The 21,787-nt window shown below is 70.5% G+C and carries 20 protein-coding genes; 8 read left to right on the top strand and 12 right to left on the bottom strand.

Annotated elements, in window-relative coordinates:
• From FHT26_RS27050 to FHT26_RS27065, 4 genes are all read left to right on the top strand, one after another.
• A partial coding sequence (locus FHT26_RS27050) for an elongation factor 1-alpha C-terminal domain-related protein (protein ID WP_490362815.1) occupies positions 1–399 on the top strand: 399 nt, incomplete at its 5' end.
• Entirely contained in the window at positions 396–1,178 is a 783-nt protein-coding gene (cobA, locus tag FHT26_RS27055) for a uroporphyrinogen-III C-methyltransferase (protein WP_168563197.1), read from the top strand. The genes FHT26_RS27050 and cobA, both read left to right, overlap by 4 nt.
• 70 nt (positions 1,179–1,248) lie before the next feature.
• Positions 1,249–1,572, top strand: a complete 324-nt coding sequence (fdxA, locus tag FHT26_RS27060) for a ferredoxin FdxA (RefSeq protein ID WP_056812302.1) — start codon at positions 1,249–1,251, stop codon at positions 1,570–1,572.
• Positions 1,573–1,601: 29 nt separating this feature from the next.
• The gene (locus FHT26_RS27065; RefSeq protein WP_056812305.1) at positions 1,602–2,702 is read left to right on the top strand and encodes an NAD(P)/FAD-dependent oxidoreductase; all 1,101 of its coding nucleotides are present in this window, start codon (positions 1,602–1,604) and stop codon (positions 2,700–2,702) included.
• A 75-nt stretch (positions 2,703–2,777) separates the two neighbouring features.
• Here the strand turns inward: FHT26_RS27065 and FHT26_RS29590 are convergent, their stop codons facing one another.
• From FHT26_RS29590 to FHT26_RS27095, 4 genes are all read right to left on the bottom strand, one after another.
• Positions 2,778–4,238 (bottom strand): endo alpha-1,4 polygalactosaminidase, encoded by a 1,461-nt coding sequence (locus tag FHT26_RS29590; protein WP_210427621.1) that lies wholly within the window; start codon positions 4,236–4,238, stop codon positions 2,778–2,780.
• 115 nt (positions 4,239–4,353) lie between these two features.
• Positions 4,354–5,547, bottom strand: a complete 1,194-nt coding sequence (locus FHT26_RS27085) for an HPP family protein (RefSeq protein WP_168563198.1) — start codon at positions 5,545–5,547, stop codon at positions 4,354–4,356.
• A gap of 79 nt (positions 5,548–5,626) precedes the next feature.
• Positions 5,627–7,366 (bottom strand): DUF6055 domain-containing protein, encoded by a 1,740-nt coding sequence (locus tag FHT26_RS27090; protein ID WP_210427622.1) that lies wholly within the window; start codon positions 7,364–7,366, stop codon positions 5,627–5,629.
• 480 nt (positions 7,367–7,846) lie between these two features.
• Positions 7,847–9,094, bottom strand: a complete 1,248-nt coding sequence (locus FHT26_RS27095) for a YbfB/YjiJ family MFS transporter (protein WP_168563199.1) — start codon at positions 9,092–9,094, stop codon at positions 7,847–7,849.
• Positions 9,095–9,173: 79 nt separating this feature from the next.
• On the opposite strand from FHT26_RS27095, the gene FHT26_RS27100 reads away from it, so the two are divergent.
• A complete protein-coding gene (locus tag FHT26_RS27100) occupies positions 9,174–10,037 on the top strand; it encodes a LysR family transcriptional regulator (RefSeq protein ID WP_168563200.1) in 864 nt (287 codons plus the stop codon).
• Positions 10,038–10,061: 24 nt separating this feature from the next.
• Here FHT26_RS27100 and FHT26_RS27105 read toward each other — a convergent pair whose 3' ends face one another.
• Entirely contained in the window at positions 10,062–10,553 is a 492-nt protein-coding gene (locus tag FHT26_RS27105; RefSeq protein WP_168563201.1) for a VOC family protein, read from the bottom strand.
• Between the two features lie 293 nt (positions 10,554–10,846).
• Here FHT26_RS27105 and FHT26_RS27110 point away from each other — a divergent pair, with 293 nt between their 5' ends.
• Complete coding sequence (locus tag FHT26_RS27110) at positions 10,847–11,194, top strand: GFA family protein (protein WP_168563202.1); 348 nt, start codon at positions 10,847–10,849, stop codon at positions 11,192–11,194.
• Positions 11,195–11,202: 8 nt separating this feature from the next.
• Here the strand turns inward: FHT26_RS27110 and FHT26_RS27115 are convergent, their stop codons facing one another.
• Genes FHT26_RS27115 through FHT26_RS27125 form a run of 3 tightly spaced genes read right to left on the bottom strand, consistent with a single transcriptional unit; the run spans position 11,203 to position 13,616 of the window.
• Positions 11,203–12,207, bottom strand: a complete 1,005-nt coding sequence (locus FHT26_RS27115; protein WP_168563203.1) for an MBL fold metallo-hydrolase — start codon at positions 12,205–12,207, stop codon at positions 11,203–11,205.
• Positions 12,208–12,218: 11 nt separating this feature from the next.
• Positions 12,219–13,142, bottom strand: a complete 924-nt coding sequence (locus FHT26_RS27120) for an NADP-dependent oxidoreductase (protein WP_168563204.1) — start codon at positions 13,140–13,142, stop codon at positions 12,219–12,221.
• 18 nt (positions 13,143–13,160) lie between these two features.
• The gene (locus FHT26_RS27125; protein WP_168563205.1) at positions 13,161–13,616 is read right to left on the bottom strand and encodes an ester cyclase; all 456 of its coding nucleotides are present in this window, start codon (positions 13,614–13,616) and stop codon (positions 13,161–13,163) included.
• Between the two features lie 101 nt (positions 13,617–13,717).
• Here FHT26_RS27125 and FHT26_RS27130 point away from each other — a divergent pair, with 101 nt between their 5' ends.
• Positions 13,718–14,629: a LysR family transcriptional regulator gene (locus FHT26_RS27130; RefSeq protein ID WP_168563206.1), complete on the top strand. Its 912-nt coding sequence runs from the start codon at positions 13,718–13,720 to the stop codon at positions 14,627–14,629.
• A gap of 19 nt (positions 14,630–14,648) precedes the next feature.
• Here the strand turns inward: FHT26_RS27130 and FHT26_RS27135 are convergent, their stop codons facing one another.
• Positions 14,649–16,103 carry a virulence factor family protein gene (locus FHT26_RS27135; protein WP_168563207.1) on the bottom strand — a complete coding sequence of 485 codons (1,455 nt, stop codon included), beginning with the start codon at positions 16,101–16,103 and terminating at the stop codon, positions 14,649–14,651.
• A complete protein-coding gene (gene mprF / locus FHT26_RS27140; RefSeq protein WP_168563208.1) occupies positions 16,100–18,697 on the bottom strand; it encodes a bifunctional lysylphosphatidylglycerol flippase/synthetase MprF in 2,598 nt (865 codons plus the stop codon). The genes FHT26_RS27135 and mprF overlap by 4 nt, the downstream gene beginning before the upstream one ends.
• A 219-nt stretch (positions 18,698–18,916) precedes the next feature.
• Here mprF and FHT26_RS27145 point away from each other — a divergent pair, with 219 nt between their 5' ends.
• Complete coding sequence (locus FHT26_RS27145; RefSeq protein ID WP_168563209.1) at positions 18,917–20,644, top strand: carbohydrate-binding protein; 1,728 nt, start codon at positions 18,917–18,919, stop codon at positions 20,642–20,644.
• A gap of 10 nt (positions 20,645–20,654) precedes the next feature.
• Here the strand turns inward: FHT26_RS27145 and FHT26_RS27150 are convergent, their stop codons facing one another.
• Together FHT26_RS27150 and FHT26_RS27155 are read right to left on the bottom strand one after the other, a co-directional pair.
• A complete protein-coding gene (locus FHT26_RS27150; RefSeq protein WP_168563210.1) occupies positions 20,655–21,134 on the bottom strand; it encodes a DUF6152 family protein in 480 nt (159 codons plus the stop codon).
• Positions 21,135–21,170: 36 nt separating this feature from the next.
• Positions 21,171–21,587, bottom strand: a complete 417-nt coding sequence (locus FHT26_RS27155) for a hypothetical protein (protein ID WP_168563211.1) — start codon at positions 21,585–21,587, stop codon at positions 21,171–21,173.
• Positions 21,588–21,787: the final 200 nt, after the last annotated feature.

A 21,787-nucleotide genomic window follows, 5' to 3' on the forward strand; every position in this document is an offset into this window, starting at 1 on the left:
CAGTCGGCGGGTGTCGTGCTCGACCGGCAGCTCGACGTCTCGCGCGGCGACTGGATCGCGACGCCGTCGACCATCCACGAGACGCAGCGCTTCAGCGCGACGCTCGCCTGGCTGGACACCGAGCCGGCCGTCGTCGGCCGCAAGTACTGGGTGCGCCACGGCAACCGCTGGGTGCAGGCGCGCATCACCGCGATCGAGAGCCGGCTCGACATCCACACGCTGGAAGCCACCGAAGCGCACCAGCTGGCCGTCAACGAGATCGGCCACGTGATCGTCGAGACGCAGCAGGCGCTGCCGGTCGAGGCCTACGAGTCGAACCGCGTCGGCGGCTCGCTGATCATCGTCGACCCGGCGACCAACCGCACCAGCGGCGCGCTGCTGGTGAAGGGCGTGGCGTGAGCCAGGCGGGTCGCGTCATCTTCATCGGTGCCGGCCCGGGCTCGGCCGACCTGATCACCGTGCGCGGCGCGCAGCGGCTGGCGCTGGCCGACGTGGTGCTGTTCGATGCGCTGACCGACCCGGCGCTGCGCCAGTACGCGCCGGGTGCCCGCTGGATCAACGTCGGCAAGCGCGGCTTCTGCGACAGCACCGGCCAGCAGACCATCAACGCGCTGCTGGTGAAGCATGCGCAGGAGGTCGCGACCGTCGTGCGCCTGAAGGGCGGCGATCCGAGCGTGTTCGGCCGCCTCGAAGAAGAACTGGCGGCACTGGCCGAGGCCGGCATCGCCTGCGAGGTGGTCCCCGGCGTCACCGCGGCCATCGCGGCGGCGGCCGCCACGCAGCGCCCGCTGACCCGCCGCGGCGCCGGCCGCAGCGTCAGCCTGACGACCGCGATGACGCAGACGCGCGAACTGCGCGCGGCCCGCAGCGCCGACACCGAGGTGTTCTACATGGCCGGCAAGCAGCTGGCCGCCCTCGCCCGCGGGCTGCTCGACAGCGGCTGGCCGGCCGACACGCCGGTCAGCGTGGTGTCGCGCGCCGGCTGGCCGGACCAGTTGCACAGCGAGCATGCGCTGGACGGCTTGCCCCGCGCCAGCCTGCTGCACGCCGGGCGCCCGACGGTCGTCACCGTCGGCGCAGGCGCGCGGCCGGTGGCGGCGGCAGAACCAGTTGCTGCAACGCAAGCAAAAGCCCCTGCCCGACCCGTCTCGCTTCCGGTGAAAACCCCAAGCCCTTAAAATCGCTCGTTTTGCCCTCCGGCCCGGCACCGTTCAGGCACCCTTTTCTTCCAATTTCTGAGCCAGCACCATGACCCACGTCGTCACCGAAGCATGCATCCGTTGCAAGTACACCGACTGCGTCGACGTGTGTCCGGTCGACTGCTTCCGCGAAGGCCCGAACTTCCTGTCGATCGATCCGGACGAATGCATCGACTGCGCGGTGTGCATTCCCGAATGCCCGGTCAACGCGATCCTGCCGGAGGAAGACGTCCCCGGCGACCAGGTCCACATGATCAAGATCAACGCCGACCTGTCGAAGAAGTGGCCCAGCATCACCAAGCGCAAGGCCGCGCTGCCGGATGCCGACGACTGGAAAGACAAGACGGGCAAGCTGTCCGAACTGATCAAGTAACCCGCCAGAAAACAATCACCTGACCTGCCATGGAACCGAACGCCAACGTGGAGATTTCAAAGACTGCCGGCTCGCACGACGGCCCGATCGAGACCGATGCCGTCATTGTCGGCGCCGGTCCCGTCGGCCTGTTCCAGGTCTTCGAGCTCGGCCTGCTCGAGATCAAGGCCCACATCATCGACTCGCTCGCCTACCCTGGCGGCCAGTGCATCGAGCTGTACCCCGACAAGCCCATCTACGACATCCCGGCCGTGCCGGTGTGCACCGGCAAGGAGCTGACCGACAACCTGCTCAAGCAGATCGAGCCGTTCGGCGCCACCTTCCACCTGGGCCAGGAAGTGACGGTGGTGCAGAAACAGGACGACGGCCGCTTCTACGTCGAGACCAGCAAGGGCACGCGCTTCCTGACGAAGACGATCTTCATCGCCGGCGGCGTGGGCTCGTTCCAGCCGCGCCTGCTGAAGGTCGACGGGCTCGACAAGTTCGACGAATCGCAGCTGTTCTACCGCGTGAAGAACCCGGCGCAGTTCGCCGGCAAGAACCTGGTGATCGTCGGCGGCGGCGATTCGGCGCTCGACTGGACGCTGAACTTCGTGCAGGACGGCCCGAACAAGGCCGAGAGCGTGATCCTGGTGCACCGCCGCGACGGCTTCAAGGCGGCGCCGGCGAGCGTCGCGAAGATGAAGGAGCTGTGCGACGCCTACGAGATGCAGTTCATCGTCGGCCAGGTGACCGGCTACGACGAGCGCGACGGCCGGCTGTCGGGCGTCAAGGTGACCGGTGGCGACGGCGTCACGCGCGTCGTGCCGGTCGACGTGCTGCTGGTGTTCTTCGGCCTGAGCCCGAAGCTCGGCCCGATCGCCGAATGGGGCCTGAACCTGGAGCGCAAGCAGATCGTCGTCGACACCGAGAAGTTCGAGACCAGCACGCCGGGCATCTTCGCGGTGGGCGACGTCAACACCTACCCGGGCAAGAAGAAGCTGATCCTGTCGGGCTTCCACGAAGCCGCGCTGGCGGCCTTCGCGGCAGCGCCGTACATCTTCCCGGACAAGCGCATCCACCTGCAGTACACGACCACCAGCCCGAAGCTGCACAAGGTGCTGGGCGTCGAGACGCCGACCTTCGACTGACGTCGGCAAACGCCTGATGGCTTCGGCCTCGCCCCCGCAAGGGAGCGAGGCCGAATCGCTTCAGTCGCCGCGGTTTCAGTCGCAGCTGTAGCGGAACGACCCGTCGAGGGCGAGCGGCAGCACCAGCGTGCGGATGTCCGCTGCCTTCGACGCAGCACACAGCTTGTCGCGCGCACCGCTGGTGTTGTTCACGTAGTTGCTCTTGTACTCGGCGTTGAACACCGGCTTGCCCTTGGCCGTGAAGGCCGAGTAGCCACCGCATTCCGAATACTCGTTGCACTGCTCGTTGACCGCGAAGTCGAACGACGGCTCCAGCGCGGCGAGCTGGTCGACGTCGTTCTTCAGCCCGATGGCCAGGCCGCGCAGGTGCGCCGCGGTCGCGAGGTAGCGGTTGTAGTCGAGCTGGTCCTGCGCGGTCAGCGGGAAGCCGGACGAGTTGGTGTAGCCGTCGACGTTGTCGGGCTCGACGCCATCGCAGCCCTTCGATTGCGCGAGGTCGAGGCGGGCGGCCATCACCGCGCGCACGTTGGCCGAACGGATGTCCAGCCACTTCTCGCCGGCCCAGCCGTCGAGCGCCTTGCCCTTGTCGGCGGCGGCGAACTTCGAGTAGTCGGGGCGCCAGTCTTCCGAGCTGCCAGCCGAGAAGTAGCAGACCACCTTGCGGCCCGCGGCCTTCAGCTGCGAGATCGTCACCGCGCTCGCGTCGACCAGGTCGATGTCATAGACGGTCGCGTTGTACGAGGTGTTCAGGGTGCCGGTGAGCTGCCATTGCCACGTCGACGACGCAGCCGGCTTCCACCACGTGCCGGGGGTCGGTGCGGGTGCGGGTGCGGGTGCGGGTGCGGGGGCAGGCGCTGGCGCTGGCGCTGGCGCTGGCGCTGGCGCTGGTGCCGGTGCGGGGGCAGGCGCAGGAGCCGGCGCGGGAGCAGGCGCCGGCGCGGGGGCGGGAGCCGGTGCCGGCGTGTTGTCCAACGCCAGGCGGAACGCCTGCTGCGCATTCCCGGCGGCACAGGTCGCCAGCGAGAACTCGGTGACGCCGATGCGGGTCGGTGCCGTCAGGCACAGCCTGCCGTCGTAGCTGGCCACCTGCGCGAGGCTGGTGCCGAGCGCGGCCAGGCGGAACTGCTGCGCCTTGCGGCCGTTGCAGGTGTCGAGGTCGACGAATGCGCCCGACTTGCTGCCGCGCGCGGTCACGCACAGCCCCGAGGCCGGGTTCTTGATCAGCACCAGGTTGCTCGCGCTGTCGGACGACACCGGCATGAACTGGAACTTCTGCGCCGTGCCGGCATTGCAGGCCGCGAGCCGGATGTCCCAGCTGGAGGTCACCGTCTCGGTGCAGGCGCCGAGCTTGTCGGCCACCAGCGCGCCGACCGTGGTCGTCAGCTTCTTCGCACCGGTCGCCGCGGCGGCCTCGATCGTGCGCGCCCCCTGGGCATCGGCCACCGCGTCATCGGAAGCCGTGTCCGCATCGCTGCCACCGCAGGCGGCCAGCAGGACGGCGCTGGAACAGGCCAGGCCGAGCATCATCTTGTTCATCGTTGGTTCCTCGTTGATCGGTGCGACCGGAACGCACCCTCCACAGCAGGAACGCAGTACACCTCACGCCCCCGTCACGCGTATAGGCGCAAGGGACAACAAACGTGAGCAACGGTCACACCGCAACGCCGCGCGGGGCGGACAGGCGCGACAGGCAGATCTCGTAGAGCGCGCCGACCAGGTCGGTCTGCGTGACCATCCCGACCAGCTTGCGCTGCTCGTCGACGACCGGGATGTGATGCAGCCCGGCGTCCGCCATCAACGGCACCAGTTCGACCGCGGGCATCGATGCGAAGGCCGTCCGCACCGGCGCGGTCATGATCTGCCCGACCACCTCATGCCGGTCCGAATGCGAGTTCGTGTTGCGCGCGAGCAAGGCGCGCAGCCGCCGGCCGATGTCGCGCCGGTCCTGCAGTTCCACCTGCGCCAGGAAGTCCGAGCGCGTGACGATGCCGATCACCCGCCGCGTCCGGTCGACCACCGGCAGCGCCTGCACCGCGTGCTCGTGCATCAGGCCCCAGGCCACGTCGAGCTCGGTCGCGAACTCGACGGTCAGCACGTCCTTCGACATCACGTCTTCGCAGCGCGCCTCACCGAAGCGGCGCCGGAACGCCTTCATCTCGGTCTGGTGGAACAGCGATTCGAGGTCGTCGATACCGATGTCGAGCACCTGGTCGTAGTCCTTCAGCGCCGCCTGCAGGTCGGCCGGCGTGAAACCGAGCCGTTCGGTTGGCGGGCCGTCGGCCGTGCGGTGCAGGTGCGCCGTATCGGACTGCTGCGAATGGGGATAGCGGCGGCCGGTCGCGTTGTTGAAGAGCAGCGCGACGCCGAGCAGCAGCAGCGAATTGAGGGCGACCGGCACCAGCACGAAACCGTAGCCGGCGGCATGCACCGCCGGGCCTCCGAGCACGGCCGTCAATGCGACCGCGCCGCTTGGCGGGTGCAGGCAGCGCAGCGCGAACATCGCGGCAATGGCCAGGAAGACCGCCAGTGCCGCCGCCAGCGCCGGCGCATCGATCCAGCTCGCGCAGGCCACGCCGATCACCGCCGACACGATGTTGCCGCCGAGGAGGGACCACGGCTGGGCCAGCGGGCTGGCGGGCACCGCGAACAGCAGCACCGCCGACGCGCCCATCGGCGCGATCAGGGCGATCGCGCCCGGCGAGCCCTGCAGCATCAGCGCGCTGATCAGCCCCGTCAGGGCGATGCCGAGCAGCGCGCCGACCACCGCGCGGAATCGCTCGCGCGTGCTGACGGCCGTGGGCGCAGGGAGCCACGCTCGCAGCCAGGGAACTTGCAGAGAACTCATGGGACGGTCGGTGAGGTTCGTGACGTCCTCAAATTGTCAGCGAACTCGCCGAGCCCGACCGAGCCCAGTCAGCGGCGCATCACGGCCGCCAGGTCAGCGTCGTCTTGGTGTTGACGTCGGTGGCCGACCCGACGGCGGACGTCGCATCGACGAAGCCCGAGCGGCTGCCCGCGCTCAGGTTCAGACCCGCCCCGCGGTACTCGACGTCGCCATGCAGATCGAGGCTGCCCGAGGCGCCTTGGTTCGCCTCGAAGAAGCCGAGCGGATAGAACGTCGTGCGCACCTGCGCCGAGCCCGACACCGAGAACGCGTTGCCGCCCGAGCCGATCACGCTGAGCCCGCCGACGGTGCCGCCGGTGACCGTGCCCCGGCTGACGATGGCCTGGTCTTCGATGCGCGCGCTGCCGCTGGCGCTGCCGCCCGGCAGGATGGTCGCGTAGGGGCCGACGTACACCGTCGCCGGCGTGCTGGTCGGGGCGCAGCCGTCGCCATTCGAATGACGGGCCGTGCCCGACGGGCAGGCATCGCGCTGCCCGTTCTGGAAGCCCTGCGGCCAGGCGTTCGCGAGCTCGACCATGTACGGGTAGCGCCAGATGGTTTCGTAGGCCTGGTCCCACACCACCGTCTTGAACGCCGACGGCGTCGCCGCCACCACCATGAACAGCGGCTCGCCGGCGTTCACCTTGAAGGTCAGGTCGGCGTCCAGCCCCTTCTGCAGCGCGCTGTAGCGCGCCGACGTGAACTGCGTGTTGGTGGCCACCAGCCCCCAGCGGAAGTCGGCGTCCGAGCCCGCCTGGTTGATGCCGCGGAACTTCACCGTCACGGTGCTCGCCCCGTTGGTCGGGTACAGCCGCACGACGTTGTAGCCGAAGCGCTGCGGTGCACCGTAGAACGGCGACGCGAAGCGGCGGTTGCTCGCCCAGCTGGTGTCCAGCGCCTCCAGCGGCATCAGCCGGTGCAGCCGCTCGGCCTTGTCGGTCAGCGTGATGTTGCCGTAGGTGCTGCGGAAGGTGTCGGGCGTGGCCTTGTAGTCCCACACCACGTTGTGCATCGCCCACTCGCCGATGAAGTCGTTGAGCTGCGGCAGCGTCCAGCCGCGCGACTTCTGGATGTTGGTCAGCGGGTCGGCGCCGCTGGTGGTCCAGATCTGCGTGACCGCGCCAGGACCGTACTTGTCCTTCAGGAACTCCATGAACTGCCAGTTGCAGTAGCGGTCGCGCGTGGAGCCCAGGTACAGGTGCGGCGCGTTCGGCAGCATCTCCGAGCAGTGCGCGTTGCCCTGGTACTCGGGCAGCTGGTGCGGCGTGAAGTTCGCGTGGCTCTCGAACAGCCAGCCGCAGGTGTTCGACTGGTTGCAGGCCAGCCCGCCGTTGTTGCCGGCCCACGACTGCCAGCCGTGCGTGAACTCGTGCGTCAGGCCCCAGTGGTCCTTCAGCGCGGCCGGCGCGATCCACATGCCCAGGTGCAGCCCGCGCTGGTTGTCGACCCACGCGCCGCCGGTCAGGCCCCAGTCGGAATGGATGTGGATCGCCGGCTTGATCTTGTCCGCCTTGTCGAAGAACGGCTCGGGCATCACCAGGTTCGTGTTGAACAGGTTCTGCCAGACGGTGTTCTCCAGCGTGTCGGCCGCGAGGGTCAGGTCGGCATCGGAGACCGCTTCGTCGGAATAGAACGCGAAGTGGGCCGACTCCTTGACGAGGCGGAAGTTGGCTTGGTCGGGGTTCGGGCCGCCGGCGCGCCAGGTGCCGGGCGTGACGGCGGGCTTCGGCGTGGCGCCGGGCGCCGCCCAGGTGGTCAGCGTGCTGCCTGGATCGACCACCCCCGGCGCCGGTGCGGGCGCGGGCGCGGGAGCTGGTGCGGGCGTGGGCGCGGGAGCCGGTGCTGGGGTGGGAGCGGGTGCCGGAGCAGGTGTCGGCGCTGGCGCCGGCGCGGGGGCGGGAGTCGGTGCCGGCGCGGGTGCAGGGGCCGGAGCGGGAGCCGGCGCGGGCGCAGGACTCGGCGCGGGCGCTGGAGCTGGCGCAGGAGACGGAGCTGGCGCAGGTGTCGGCGCCGCCCCCACCGGCGCAGACGCTTCATCGCCCGACGATCCGCCGCAGGCGGTCAGGCACAAGGACATCAGCAAGCTGCTGATCCCGTGCAAGCGGAGGGAGCCCTTTTTCATTCTGTTCTTTCGCGGTCTCGAGTCATGCCGGAAGGCCGCGCGATTCTGAAATGCCCCCCCTGCAAAGGGTTGACCGGCAAATGACGGAGATGCGCCCGTGTGCAACCAAACGTCAGCCGCCCAGGAGGGCTGCCAAGCTCACCTCCGCAGCGGCCAGCGCCGCGCCATCGCGGCATACAACGCGATGCCCACCACCAACGCCGCTGCCGCGGCCGCCAGCGCCTGCTGGAAGCCCTGCGCCGGCGTGGGGCTGCGGTGCAGCAGCAGCGCGACCATCGGCGGCCCGGCGATCTGGCCGACGCCGTAGGCCGCGGTCAACAGGCCGGTGAAGCTGTCGCCCGCGGCCGGCCACACCCGCCGCGCCTCCTGCAATGCATAGAACGTGATCGCGGTGAACGGCACGCCGAGCAGCACGCTGCCCAGCGCAAACCCCGCGGCCCCCGGCCAGAACAGCCCCAGCGCGATCGCCGAGGCCTGCACCGCATAGCAGCCGCCCAGCAGCCAACGGCGATCCCAGTGCGCTGGCGTGCGCGTCGACAGCACGGCACCGGCGGTGACGCCGGCCCCGAACATCGGCCAGAACAGGTCGGGCCATGCGGAGCCGGCCGGCAGCACGCCGCGCGCGATCACCGGCAGGAAGGTGGCGGTGACGATGTAGCCCAGGCCCGCCAGGCCGTAGGCAGCCGTCAGCAGCGCCCGCTCGGCCCGCGGCGGCGCGGCCGGAGCCGCACCCGCCGGCGCCGTGCTGCTGCGCGGCGCGACCGCGCCCTGCACCACCGGCCACACCAGCGCACACAGCACGGTGGCGAGCAGCCCGAACACCGCCCAGCCGGCGGCGGCCCGCCAGTCCAGCGCCACCATCGCACTGGCCGACAGCCCGCTCAGCGTGATGCCCAGCCCCGGCCCGCAGAAGATCAGGCCGCCCATCGCCGGCCGGCCCAGCGCCACCAGCCGCCCCATGCACCAGCCTGACACGTTGACGAACACCAGCGCGCTCGCCACACCGGCCGCCAGCCGCAGCGCGGGCCACGTGGCGCTGAACGGCAGCGCCATGCCGAGCGCCAGCAGCGCCGTGGCGACCAGCCCGCTGCGCGCCAGCGCCGCAGCGCCCGGCACCCGGGCACCGCGCCGGGCCAGCCACGGCAGCGCCATGCAGGCCAGCGCACCGAGCAGGTAGCCGATGTAGTTGGCAGTGGCCAGCCAGCTGCCGCCGGCCAGGTCGACCACGCCGTCATGCAACATCATCGGCAGCAGCGGCGTGAAGGCGAAGCGGCCGATGCCCATCGCCGAGGCCAACGCCGCCATGCCGGCCAGCGCCACCACCATCGGTCGATCGCGCAGCGCAGCGGCAGCGGCGGGGGAAGAAGAAGACAGCTCGTGGGCCATGCGTGCCGCCGGGTCGGGCGGTGGTTTATCATCTTGTTTGGCGATTCTATTTTCAAAATCAATCTCTAAACAAGAATTCATGGACCTGGTGGCGCTGGAGATCTTCTGCACCGTGGCCCGCGAGGGCAGCGTGACCCGTGCGGCCGAGCTGCTGCAGCGCGCCCAGTCGAGCGTGACCACCCGCGTGCAGCAGCTCGAAGAAGACCTGGGCGTGACGCTCTTCCTGCGCGAAGGCCGGCGCATGGCGCTCACCGCCGAGGGCGAGACGCTGCAGGGTTACGCGATGCGGCTGCTGGCGCTGGCCGACGAAGCACGGCAGGCGCTGCGGCCGGGCCAGCCCGGCGGCCGGTTGCGGCTGGGGTCGATGGAGAGCACTGCGGCGAGCCGCCTGCCCGGCCCGCTGGCGAGGCTCCATGCGCGCTGGCCCGGCGTGCAGCTGGAACTGCGCACCGGGCCCACCCGTGCGCTGGTCGACGCGGTGGCCGCCCATGCGATCGACTGCGCGCTGGTCGCGCTGCCATCGCCCGGCATCGACGCGCTGCCCGCGGCGCTGGAGGCCGCGCCGGTCTTCACCGAATCGCTGCTGCTGGCGCTGCCGCCGGGGCATCCGCCGGTGCGCAGCGCGGCCGACCTGCAGGTCGCGACGCTGGCAGCGTTCGCGGCCGGCTGCACCTACCGGCAGATCGGTGAAGCCTGGATGACGCGCGACGGCACCGGCCCGCGCGTGCTGGAGCTGGCCTCGTACCACGCGATCCTGGCGTGCGTGGCCGGCGGCCACTGCGCGGGCGTGGTGCCGCGCTCAGTGCTCGCGCTGATGGCGCCGCCGCCGGCGCTGCGGCTGGTGCCGCTGCAGGACTGCGACACCGTGCTGGTGCAGCGGCGCGGCTACCGCTCGGCCGCGCTCGAGGCGCTGTGGGCCGAGCTGGCGGCGCCGGCGCGCTGAACGCCGACCGACCGACGAACAAGGCTAGCCGCGGCGCGCGGCCTCGATCGCGGCGACGTCGATCTTGCCCATCTTCATCATCGCGTCGAACACCCGCTTCGACGCCGCGGGATCCGAGCCGGTGAACGCTTCGGTGAGCACGCGCGGCGTGATCTGCCACGACAGGCCCCACTTGTCCTTGCACCAGCCGCAGGCGCTCTCCTGGCCGCCGTTGCCGACGATCGCATTCCACAGGCGATCGGTCTCGGCCTGGTCGTCGGTCGCGACCTGGAACGAGAACGCCTCGGTGTGCTTGAAGGCCGGCCCGCCGTTCAGGCCCAGGCACGGGATGCCCAGCACCGTGAACTCGACGGTCAGGATGTCGCCCTGCTTGCCGTCCGGAAAGTCGCCCGGTGCGCGCGTCACCCTGCCGACCGAACTATCGGGAAAGACCTCGGCATAGAAGCGCGCCGCGTCCAGCGCCGTGCCGTCGTACCAGAGACAGATCGTGTTCTTCGCGATGTTCTTGCTGGGCATGTGTCGTCTCCTTTGGAAGGGGGCTGAGAGAATACTCGGCCCGCAGATGGGGCAAGCGACGTACCCACTCAGCCTGCAGTGCGACGGGGTGCCGAGCGGGGCCGCGCGGGGCTGCTCCTCGTGGTCGAGACGCGCAACTCACAGCGCTTCTACGAGCAGCACGGGTTCGCAGCGGTAGACGAATCCTTCTTCGTCAGAGGCGCCGCTGAAATACATTTCGAGGTCGTCGCCAAGCGCCGTCATTGAATGACGGACTGGCGCCGCCCTGCAACGCCCCCCATGAAAGGTCAGGCATGACACACCTTGGAAGCTGCCACTGCGGCCATGTCAAGTTCGAGGTCGATGGCGAGATCGCCTCGGCGCTGTCGTGCAATTGCTCGATGTGCCAGCGCAAGGGCTCGTTGATGTGGTTCGTGCCGCGCAGCGCGCTGCGCCTGCTGACGCCGAACGACAACGCCAGCACCTACCTGTTCAACAAGCACCTGATCCAGCACCGCTTCTGCCCGCATTGCGGCATCCACCCCTATGGCGAAGGCACGTCGCCGTCGGGCGCGGCGATGGCCGCCGTCAACCTGCGCTGCATCGAAGGCATCGACCTGGCGGCGATCCCGGTCGACCACTTCGACGGACGGTCGATGTAGCCACGCCGTCAGGACCGGCCGGCTTCCGGCGCCGGGGCCACGGCACACAGGCGCGCGTGATGGACCTGGATCTCGCCCGGGATCCACTGCGGCAGGTCCCAGTCCGGATGCTGCGCGCGCAGGATCGGCACGAGTTCCTTCTGCATCGTCGGCAGGTCCTGCCCCGCAGCGCAGCGCCGCGTGACTTCGGCGCGAACCACATCCAGGTGCCGGGCCGCTTCGGCCAGATCGGCCGCGGTGCCCACGCGGCCATGGCCGGGGATGACGACCTTCGGATGGCCGAGCGCTACCGCACGAAAGATCTCGCGCCAGTTCAGCGGGTCGACGTCCATGTCCCCGATCTCCGGGAACCACGGCATGATCGGAAAGGATCTCGTCTCCAGCAGGTCGCCGAGGATCACCACGCCCTGCGCCGGCACGGACACCACTTGGTCGCCCTGCGTGTGCGCGCGGCCGTGGTGGCTCAGGCGCACGATGCGGCCACCGAGATCGATCTCGGCTTCCCGTTCGTAGACGATGTCCGGCGCGACGAAGCGAACGTCCTTCAGCGCCGCGGCCACGCCCAGGCGTTCGCTGAACAGCCGCTGGTAGGCGGCCCCCTTCTGCATCAACTCGTCGCGCTGCGCGCGGTTGTAGATGATGGTGGCCTCGCCCTTGAACACCTGCGCGCCGAACCCGTGTTCCGGATGGAAGTGCGTGGTCGTCAGGTACAGCCGCCGGGCACCGGCCAGGCGCCGGGCGGTCTGCAGCGCGCGGCGCGCACTGTCGGGCCCGAGGCCGGTGTCGACGACCAGCACGGCATCGCTGCCGGTGATGAGGGTGATGTTGGGAACCAGGACGATCTGGTCCCTGTCTTCGATCACGTGCACCCCCGGGCTCACCTCGACGAGGTGGCTCGGATCGACCAGCTTTTCCGGCGAGACGTCCCGCTCGGCGGCACGGGCCGGCATGCCGGCCAGCGACGACAGCAACGCGACGAGCGCGACGGCGATGGACAGTCGGCGATGGTTCATCGGTGCCCTCCTCATCGCGCGGCCCGCACGATCACCTTGCCGCGGGCGTGACCGCCGGCGACCTGCTCCAGTGCCGCGCGCGCATCGTCGAGCGGGTGGATCGTGTCGAGGACGATCTGCAGCTGCTTCTCGCTGAAGCGCTGCAGGACCCGGTCCAGCGTGCCGGCGTCGTGGTTGAAGAACACGAACGAGCCCGGCCGGCCACCGCGCGCCTCGATCGCGAAGTCGACGGTGCTGACGATGGCACCGCTGGCCGCGAGCACCTGCCACGAGCGTTCGAGCGTGTCGCCGCCGACCGTGTCGAGGACCAGGTCCACGTCGCGCACGACGGTCGAGAAGTCCTGGCGCTGGTAGTCGATCGCTTCATCGGCACCCAGTTCGCGGGCCAGGCCGAGGTTGCGCGCCGACGCGGTCGCGATGACATGCGCGCCGGCCTGTTTGGCGAACTGCACCGCGAAACTGCCGACGCCGCCCGCGGCGGCGTGGACGAGCACGCGCTGCCCTACCTGCAGGCGGCCTGCCCCGAACAGGGCCAGCCAGGCCGTGCCCGCGGCCGTCGGCAATGCCGCGGCCTGCTCGAAGCTCATGTCGGCCGGCATCGGGCTCAGCGCCTGCGCGGGAATGAGCGCCGCCTGTGCGAACGCGCCGCCGGCCGTCGGCTCCACGCGGCCGACGACGCGGTCGCCCGGCTTGAATCGATCGACCCCTGGGCCGACCTGCTCGACCACGCCGGCCAGGTCGGTGCCGAGCGTGTACGGCAGCGTCACCGGAAAGACTTGCTGCATGTGGCCGGCCAGCATCTTCAGGTCCAGCGGGTTCACGCTGGCGGCCTCGATGCGAACGGACACCTGCCCCTGGCCCGGGCTGGCCAGCGTGGTGTGCTCGAGCTCGGCGTGGCTCGGGTTGCCGAAGGCGTGGATGCGAAGAGATTTCATCGTGATGCCCTCGGTGCGTCAGTCGTTGTTGAGTGCAGGGAATGCACCGAGCTGCAGGAACGCGCCGAACCAGTCCTCCAGGTGCCAGGTGCGCTTGATGCGCTCGCCGTCGAATTCATGGAACTCGTGGATGCGGATGCTGACCTTCCGGCCGGTCGCGGCGATGCCGAACAGCGGCCCGCGGTGCGTGCCGGTGATCTCGGCACGAACCGCGGCGCGGTCTTCGCCCATCAGGACGTCGTGGATCACGATCCGCACGTCGGGCAACGCCTCGACGACGCTGCGGATGATGGGCTTGAGGCCGTCCGGCCCGGGCCCCTGGCCGGGCGCGAGCGGGATGTCGTCCCAGTCGGCCGTGACGGCGAGGTCCATCAGGTCGGGGTCGTGGTCGCTGAAGGCCCGGTACAACAGCTCGATGGCGTGGCGCCGGGCCTGGTCGGAGGCGCTGGGGCGGAGGAGGTTCGAGTGGCTCATGCTGACGTGCCCTGCGGGCGCTGTGAAGTGATGACGTCCCAGTCTCGGCGCCGCGCTACCATCTGTCCAACAAATGACTTGTATAAGTCGGTATTTGATTCATGGATTTTCATGGCATCGACCTGAACCTGCTCGCGGCCTTCGATGCGCTGATGGACGAGCGCAACGTGACCCGCGCAGCGGTGCGCGTCGGCGTGAGCCAGCCGGCGATGAGTGCCGCGCTGTTGCGCCTGCGGACGCTGTTCGGCGACCCGCTGTTCCTGCGCAGTGCCGAGGGCCTGCAGCCGACAGCGCGTGCCAGGGACCTCGCCGGTCCGGTGTCGCAGGCCTTGCGGCAGCTGGAACTGGTCCTCGTCAAGCGGCCCGAATTCGAGCCCGCCGACGTGGCGCTGGATTTCACCGTCGGCCTGTCGGACTACCCGGCGTTCGTGCTGCTGCCCGCGCTCGTGAAAGCGCTGGAGCAGCAGGCGCCCGGGGTCTCGCTGCGCGTGCGCAGCTTCAGCGATCGCGACAGCGCCGTCGACCTGCTCGACGCCGGCACGATCGACGCGGCCGTCGGCGTTCCGCCCACAAAGGCGGAAAGCAGGATCCTGACCCGTCCGATCCTGCGCGACGAGTTCGTCACGATCGTCCGCCGCGACCACCCGAGCGCGCGGCGCGGCATGAGCATGAAGGCCTTCCTGTCGCTGTCGCACGTGCTCGTGTCCCCCGAAGGAGACCGCCACGGGCTGGTCGACGAAGCGCTGGCGCAGCTGGGCAAGCAGCGCCGGCTCGCGCTGACCTTGCCGCAGATGTTCGCGGCACCGGCGGTGGTCGCCCGCACCGACATGGCGGCCACGGTGATGAAGCGCGTGGCGCTTCACTCGTCGGCACGCCGCAGCGTGGCGCTGTTTCCGCCGCCGGTCGTGCTGGCCGAGGTGGTCTTCGACCTGATCTGGCACCGGCGCAACGACACCCACCCGGCGCAGCGGTGGCTCAGGGGCCTGATCGAATCGCTCGCGAAATCGCTGTGAACGGCGCCGGCGACAGCGGCTACCTCGCGGCCTCGACGATCAGCCGCGCGAGCTTCTGGTACTCGCCGCCGAAGTGGTGGTCGCCCTTCATCACCACCACCCGCGCATGTGCCGGCGCGAGCTTCGGGCACAGCGAATCCCGTTCGCGGTCGCCCTGCACGCACAAGGTGTCGGCGGCCGACAGCCGGCGCGCTTCCGGCAGGATCGGCTTGTCGCCGCTCGGGCCCAGCCAGTTGCTGAAGTGGAATTCGAACGAGGCCTGCTGGGCCAGCCCCAGCAGCGCGGTGAGCCTGACCGACGCGCGCGTCGCGGCCGGCAGGCGGTTGACGGCAAACGGCAGCACGTCGGCGCCCTGCGAGTAGCCGATCAGGATCGCCTCCGGGCGCTGCCAGCGCGCGGCGTAATAGCGGATCAGGCGGTCCAGGTCGACGGCCAGCCCGTCAGGCGTGCGGGCCTTCCAGAAATAGCGCAGCGAATCGAAGCCGGCCACCGGAATGCCTTGCGCGGCGAGCGCGGCCGCCAGTTCCTTGTCGATGCCGGCCCAGCCGCCGTCGCCCGACAACAGCACCGCAAAGCGCTTGCCGCTGCCGGCCGCCGGCACCTCGACCATCGGCAGGTCGGCCAGCTGCTGCGGCACCGGCGGTGCGGCCGGTGCTGCCGTGGCCCGCTGGGCTGCCGAGAGCTGCACGTAGGCCGCGGCGAACGCATCGGGCCCGTCGGGCACCCAGTGCGCCTTCGGCACCTGCTGCACGAAGGCCTGCGCGCTGTCGGCCGCGCAGGCGGCGCCGGGCACGGCCGCCCACGGCGTGGCCAGCGCGGTCGCGGGCAGCAGGTCGAAGCCGTCGGCCGCCGATGCGGTCGCAGGCGACGCGGCCGCGCCGGACGCCGCGGCGCCGAGCGTGCTGGTGACCTCCCAGCGCAGGCCGTTGGTCGCGCACAGCGGCGTCTTCAGCAGCAGCCGCGGGCAGAAACCGACCGACAGCGCCGACGAGAAGCTGCCGGCCGGCGCCTGCGCCAGCACGCCATACGCGAACGACGCCGCCGTGCCGGTGCCGACCAGCATCGGCAGCCGGTAGCCCGGCACCTGCTCGTAGGCCTGCAGGTGGCGCGACAGGTTCTCGAACGCGCCGGCCGCATAGGTGCACTTGCCGTCCTGCTTCTCGAGCCGCTTGTAGAACGGCGTCAGCGGCACGGCAGCCACCAGCGCGCCGTCGTCGACCATGCGGCCGATCGCGCGCCGCTCGGCGGCGTCGGGCGCGTCGTTCGGCGACAGCATCAGCACGAACTGCTGCACGGGTCCGGCCGGCTTGAACAGCCGCACGTCGTTGAACAGCCCGTGCGCCACGGTGCCGGGCGCGGTCTGCATCGGCTGCGGCGGTTTCGCCGGCTGCGGCCGCGCCTGGGCGCGGCAGGGCGCCGCCGCCTGCGCGAGCACCAGGCCGAGACCGGCGAGCAGCGCGAACGTCCGTTTCATCGGCCGATCGCTCCCTTGAGGCCGCCACCGATCAGCGCGGCCACGTCGGCCAGGATGAAGACCGGCGCCAGCCCGGGCGGCGCGGCCAGGTAGCGGGCCTCCCAGTCGGGCTCGAACTTGTCCTTGAAGCTGTGCAGCCCGCGGAAGTTGTAGAAGCGGTCGCCATGCTCGAACAGCAAGCGCCCGAGCCGCTGCCAGCGCGGCGCGCGGCGGCGCTCGGCCATGCCGGCCATCGGCGACATGCCGAGCCCGAAGCGCTCGTAGCCCTCGGCCTGCAGGTGCAGCATGATCTTCGCGAACAGGAAATCCATCGTGCCGGGCGGCGCGTCGGGCAGGTGGCGCATCAGGTCGAGGCTCGCATCCTTGCGGACGTCGGTGATCAGCAGGTTCGCGAAGGCGAGGATGCGGTCGTCGCGCCGCACGACCGCCACCGGCAGCCGCTGCAGGTAGTCGCCATCGAAACGCCCAACCGAGAAGCTCTTCTCGCGGCCGCGCTGCTCGGCCAGCCAGGCATCGGACACCTGCTTCAGCTGCGGCAGCAGCGCGGCCACGCCGTCGGCCGGCACCACCTCGAACAGCAGCCCTTCGCGCTCGCCGCGGTTCACGCCGGAGCGCAGGTTGGCGCGCTTGGCGCCCTTCAGGCTGAAGCCGGGCAAGGGCACGGTGGCGTATTCGCCGAGCTTCAGCGCATGCAGGCCGCAGTCGAGGTACAGCGGCAGCGTGGCCGGCCGCACCTGGTAGAACGCGGCACGCCCGCCGTGGTCGTTGGCGCGCTCGATGAACTGCCAGACCAGGTCGGGCCATTCGCGCGCGTCGCCGAACGGGCCGTACAGCGAGACCCACGAGCGCCCCTGCTTGCCGAACATCAGGAAGCTGCGGCCGGACGGCGAGAACATCAGGTGCTTGTCGCCGACCAGCACATGGCAGCCGTCGGACGACGGGTTGGCGCGCACGATGTCGGCGGCGCGCTGGATCTCTTCGGGCGTCGTCGTGGCCACGTCGCCGGCGGGCGGCCGCAGCAGCTGCCACAGCCCGTAGGCCAGCGCGATCAGCGCGACGCCGGTCAGCGCGCGCAGCGAGCGCGGCGCCTGGCCGTCGAGCTCGAACTGCCACCACAGCCGGTTGCTGTAGCCGACCTCGCGGTAGGCGAAGAACAGCACCCACACGCAGGCGAGCAGCACGCCGCCGAGCGCCAGCAGCCATTCGGGTTCGAGGCGCTGCGAGAACAGCGACGAGCGCCGGTCGAACTGGTTGCGCGAGATCACCAGCAGCAGCGCCAGCGTGCTCAGCATCGCGGCCTCGGTGACCGCGATGCCCTTGGGCAGCGCCAGCACCGCGGCGATCAGCGACAGCACCAGCGCGGCCCACCACGCGGCGTCGAGCTGGTGCAGCAGCCCGCGCGCGACCAGCAGCAGGCCGAGCCCGGCCACGCTGCCGAGGAAGTGCGAGGCCTCGATCAGCGGCAGCGGCAGGTTCAGGTGCGCCAGGATCTCGCGCGCGTCTTCGGTGAACGGCGTCACGCCGGAGACCATCAGCCACAGCCCCGCGACCAACGTCAGCGCGGCCATCAGCCGCGGGCTCAGGTGCACGGCCATGCGGCCGACCGGCGCGGCCACGCCGGAGCGCAGCTCGTAGGCCACCAGCATGCCGGTGGCCAGCACCAGCGGCAGCACGTAGTAGATGCCGCGGTTCAGCAGCAGCGCACCCAGCATCACGTCGGTCGGCACGGTGCCGCCGCTGGCCAGCAGCATCACCGCCTCGAACACGCCGACGCCGCCCGGCACGTGGCTGACGATGCCGGCGGTGACGGCGATCGCGTAGAACGCGATGAAGATCGGCAGCGCGATGTGCTGGCCGGGCAGCAGGAACCACAGCGCCGCGGCCGAGGCGCACAGCTCCAGCGCCGAGATCACCAGCTGGCGCAGCGCGAGCTCGGGCGTCGGCAGGCGCATGCCCCAGCGGCCGATGCGCAGCCCGCGGCGCTTCGTGCACAGCCAGATGAAGCCGGCCAGCCCGACCAGCAAGGCCGCCGACAGCAGGCGCAGCAGCAGCGGCGAGATGTGCAGCAGGCCGCCGACCTCGTCGGCGCCCCACAGCAGGCCGAGCGCGCCGAACGCCGCCATGCCGAGTCCGAAGGCCGCCGCGTTGAACGCGATCACGCGGCCGATCTGCGACGGCTCCAGCCCGGCCGCGGTGTACAGCCGCATGCGCACAGCGCCGCCCGACAGCGGCCCGAGCCCGATGGTGTTCGACAGCGCGTAGGCGACGAACGAGGTCAGCAGCACGGTGGCCCGCGCGACCCGCGCACCGGCGTACTGCAGCGACGAGCTGTCGTAGCCGGCGAGCGCGAGGTAGCTGAGCACGGTGGCGATCAGCGCGAGGCCGATGCTCGATGCCGGCGTGCCGGCCACCGCGGCCATCACCGCGCTGTAGTGCACCTGCACCAGCAGCTGGCGCAGCGCGAGGCCGACTGCCAGCGCCAGGCCGAACGCGACCGTGCCGAGCAACCAGGGCCGCCAGCGCGGCCACCGGTCGCCCCAGCGTGCCAGCGCAGATTTGGGAAGGGTGAGGGAGTCCAGGGAGGACGCGGACACGGTTCGGTTCGAGGAGCGGCAGAGGAGAGGCCGCTATTGGATCGCGTTTCCGGCCGGACTCCAAACGCGCGCTTTTTTTGGCGAGGGCCGTCAGCACAAACCATTACCACTTTCACCGTCGATTGGTACTGAAATGGTATTACTCCGGCATACAGTTCCGGCACCGACAGCAGTAGCGCCGGAACGCCCCACCCCGACCCGCCCTTCGGAGAGTCCTCCATGCCTGCCACCATCCCCTTCCCCCGCCTGCATCCGGATCGGCTGCGCCTGCTTGCCGCCTTTGCCGCGGTCGTGACGGTCACGTCGACCCAGGCGGCCAGCTATCCCGCCTGGAAGGCCGACACCTTCTACGCCGCCGGCTCGCTGGTGACCTACAACGGCCGCAACTACCGCGCCACGGTGGCGCAGACCGACTACGCGAGCACCGGCTGGAATCCGACCACCGCGAGCCTGTGGACCGACATCGGTGCCGCGGACGGTCCCGCGCCTTCCCCTGCACCGGCCCCCGCGCCGACGCCCGCCCCGGCGCCCTCGCCCGCGCCGACGCCGGCGCCAGCACCCGCCCCCACGCCGGCACCGGCCCCCGCGCCGGCGCCCGCCCCCGGCTGCCAGCCCGCGTGGCTCGCCGCGACCGCGTACAACGGCGGCCAGCAGGCCAGCGTCGGCACGGTCAACTACAAGGCCAACTGGTGGACCCAGGGCCAGAACCCGGCCACGAACAACGGCCCGACCGGCAGCGGCCAACCGTGGACCAAGGTGAACGACTGCGGGGCCCCGGCCCCGGCGCCCGCGCCGGCCCCCGCACCCTCGCCCGCTCCGGCACCGGCACCGGCACCGGCCCCCGCGCCGGCGCCTGCACCCGCCCCTGCGCCGGCGCCCCGCGCCTACATCGGCTACTCCGGCACCTGGAACACCAGCCTCTACGACCTGACGCCGGCCAACATCCCGAACTACTTCACCCACGTGAACCTGGCCTTCGCGAAGCCCAACACGCAGTACGTGAAGGGCAGCTACGCGTTCGACCAGTCGATGGCCGGCTTCGAGTTCGTCGAAGGCGCGTCCGGCAACAACGGGCAGCGCTTCTTCAGCGCACAGCAGGCACAGGACCTGCGCAACAACATCGCGGCACTGAAGGCGCGCGGCACGCAGGTCTGGCTGTCGTTCGGCGGCTGGGCCTACAGCCAGGGCAGCGAATGGGCCAACTACAACGCGAAGGGCGTGGTCGACCTCGCGCTCGACCTGGGCGCCTCCGGCGTCGACCTGGACTGGGAAGTCAACGGCGCGTCGTGCAACAAGCTCGATGCCGCCAACTTCAGCTGCAACACCGATGCGCAGATCGTCGGCATCATCGACGCGACCTACGGCGAGATCCAGTCGCGCGGCGCGAAGCTCGGCATCTCGGTGGCCGGCTGGTCGACCGGCGCGTACTACGTGAAGGGCTCGCCGTTCGAGGAAGGCAAGGTGCAGTGGGGCTCGCCGTTCGGCGGCGTGATGTACACCGCCGTCAAGACGCGCGGCAGCAAGCTCAGCCACGTCAACCTGATGGCCTACGACGGCGGCGACTACTACGACCCGCGCGAAGGCTACGAGTCGTACCGCGCGATCTACAACGGCCCGATCCACATGGGCATGGAGATCGCCCCCGAAGGCGCCGGCGGCGCGGTGCTGAAGATCCCCGCGAACGGCGTGCAGTACGACTCCGAGATGCTGAACGGCAGCAACAACATGGCGACGGCCTACTACAACGTCGAGACGCTGGTGAACTACGTGAAGAACAAGGGCCGCCCGAACGACGGCTTCATGCTCTGGCAGATCTGGAAGCAGCGCGTGCACATGCCGGCCCCGGCCGGCGCGGCCACCGAGAACACGGCCGGCCAGTACGTCTGCCGCAACCTGCCGCTGAAGGGAGATTGCAACCAGGCGATCCCGAGCCTGCCGAAGCAGTGAGGCGTGGAGGTCAGGCCGGGCTGGACCTCAGCCCGTAGGCCTTGTCGCCGACGAAGAGGTACTCGACGCGCATCACCGCATCGCCCTGCTCGCCGCTGCTGGCGTAGCCGATGGCCGAGACCCGCGCCCCCACGCGGATCTCGGCCACCTTCCAGGCGTCGAGACGGGTCAGCGGCGCCAGCTCCAGCTCCCAGCGCCGGTCGCTGCGCCGCGGCAGCGTGGCCCGGGCCAGCAGGCCGGGGCCGTCGACCGCGGCGGTCTGCGCCGGCAGTGGGCGCCTGGCCAGGTCGGATGGCAGCTTCAGGCCGGCCGGCAGCTCGATCATCAGTTCGGCATGCGGGTTCTGCCACTTGCTGCCGACCACCGTGCCTTCGAGGTACAGCGGGCGTTCCTGGTCGAAGCCGCTCCACCCGTGGTGGGCCGATGCGGGGCGCACAGTCCACGGTGCGATGGCGGCGAGAACGGCGAACCGGCGGCGACTCAACGGCATGGCGCGACTCCTGTAAGGCGGGGGACGGTCGATCCCTCAATAGGCGATCCAGCGACCGCAGATCACCACGGCGATCCAGAGCCCAGTGGACACCAGCATCTGTCGCCTTGCCGTCGTGTCGAGTTTGCGCAGCGACCCGCGGCGGTGGAACCAGGCCGCGTTGAGGCCGGCGACCGCCAGCAGGCCCATCTTGACCACGAAAGCGCGGTTCGCGAGCAACTCGGCCGGCTGGGTCGCGAACATCAGCAGGCCGCTCGTCGCCGCAAGCGAGAAGCCGATCAGCGCGAGCGTCAGCGACAGCCGCGCGAGCGCCGGCATCGGCAACGCGGCAGCCCCGCCGAACACGCGCACTTCGAGCGCGACCAGGTTGCCGAGCAGCAGCGCGATGCCGACGATGTGCGTCGCTTCGAGTGCGGGATACGCCCAGGGGATCGTGGTCAGCGGGGTAAGCATCGGCGGTACGCGGCTGCGGCAACGCGGATGATGCCCGCGAAACCCGTCCGGCTCGCAACGCCGCCGCTAGAATCGCCAGCGATCCCGACGTGTCCTGTGTCGGGACGCCCTCCGACACCCCCACCGAACGGTGCGGCCTATACGTCAGCGAACCCCTTCTTTCGCCCTGTCGAATCGCGAATCGCGTTGAACTGCCAAGC

This window comes from Rhizobacter sp. SG703, assembly GCF_012275445.1.
In the GTDB taxonomy this organism is placed as follows: domain Bacteria; phylum Pseudomonadota; class Gammaproteobacteria; order Burkholderiales; family Burkholderiaceae_C; genus Rhizobacter.

What these genes read in the sequence shown, in the direction of transcription:
- FHT26_RS27155 (WP_168563211.1), bottom strand. Translation starts at nt 21,587, where the DNA reads ATGCTTACCCCGCTGACCACGATCCCCTGGGCGTATCCCGCACTCGAA.
- FHT26_RS27135 (WP_168563207.1), bottom strand. Translation starts at nt 16,103, where the DNA reads ATGAAACGGACGTTCGCGCTGCTCGCCGGTCTCGGCCTGGTGCTCGCG.
- FHT26_RS27085 (WP_168563198.1), bottom strand. Translation starts at nt 5,547, where the DNA reads ATGAGTTCTCTGCAAGTTCCCTGGCTGCGAGCGTGGCTCCCTGCGCCC.
- FHT26_RS27095 (WP_168563199.1), bottom strand. Translation starts at nt 9,094, where the DNA reads ATGGCCCACGAGCTGTCTTCTTCTTCCCCCGCCGCTGCCGCTGCGCTG.
- FHT26_RS27125 (WP_168563205.1), bottom strand. Translation starts at nt 13,616, where the DNA reads ATGAGCCACTCGAACCTCCTCCGCCCCAGCGCCTCCGACCAGGCCCGG.
- FHT26_RS27150 (WP_168563210.1), bottom strand. Translation starts at nt 21,134, where the DNA reads ATGCCGTTGAGTCGCCGCCGGTTCGCCGTTCTCGCCGCCATCGCACCG.
- FHT26_RS27145 (WP_168563209.1), top strand. Translation starts at nt 18,917, where the DNA reads ATGCCTGCCACCATCCCCTTCCCCCGCCTGCATCCGGATCGGCTGCGC.
- FHT26_RS27115 (WP_168563203.1), bottom strand. Translation starts at nt 12,207, where the DNA reads ATGAACCATCGCCGACTGTCCATCGCCGTCGCGCTCGTCGCGTTGCTG.
- FHT26_RS27130 (WP_168563206.1), top strand. Translation starts at nt 13,718, where the DNA reads ATGGATTTTCATGGCATCGACCTGAACCTGCTCGCGGCCTTCGATGCG.
- FHT26_RS27105 (WP_168563201.1), bottom strand. Translation starts at nt 10,553, where the DNA reads ATGCCCAGCAAGAACATCGCGAAGAACACGATCTGTCTCTGGTACGAC.
- FHT26_RS29590 (WP_210427621.1), bottom strand. Translation starts at nt 4,238, where the DNA reads ATGAACAAGATGATGCTCGGCCTGGCCTGTTCCAGCGCCGTCCTGCTG.
- FHT26_RS27065 (WP_056812305.1), top strand. Translation starts at nt 1,602, where the DNA reads ATGGAACCGAACGCCAACGTGGAGATTTCAAAGACTGCCGGCTCGCAC.
- FHT26_RS27100 (WP_168563200.1), top strand. Translation starts at nt 9,174, where the DNA reads ATGGACCTGGTGGCGCTGGAGATCTTCTGCACCGTGGCCCGCGAGGGC.
- FHT26_RS27110 (WP_168563202.1), top strand. Translation starts at nt 10,847, where the DNA reads ATGACACACCTTGGAAGCTGCCACTGCGGCCATGTCAAGTTCGAGGTC.
- FHT26_RS27120 (WP_168563204.1), bottom strand. Translation starts at nt 13,142, where the DNA reads ATGAAATCTCTTCGCATCCACGCCTTCGGCAACCCGAGCCACGCCGAG.
- fdxA (WP_056812302.1), top strand. Translation starts at nt 1,249, where the DNA reads ATGACCCACGTCGTCACCGAAGCATGCATCCGTTGCAAGTACACCGAC.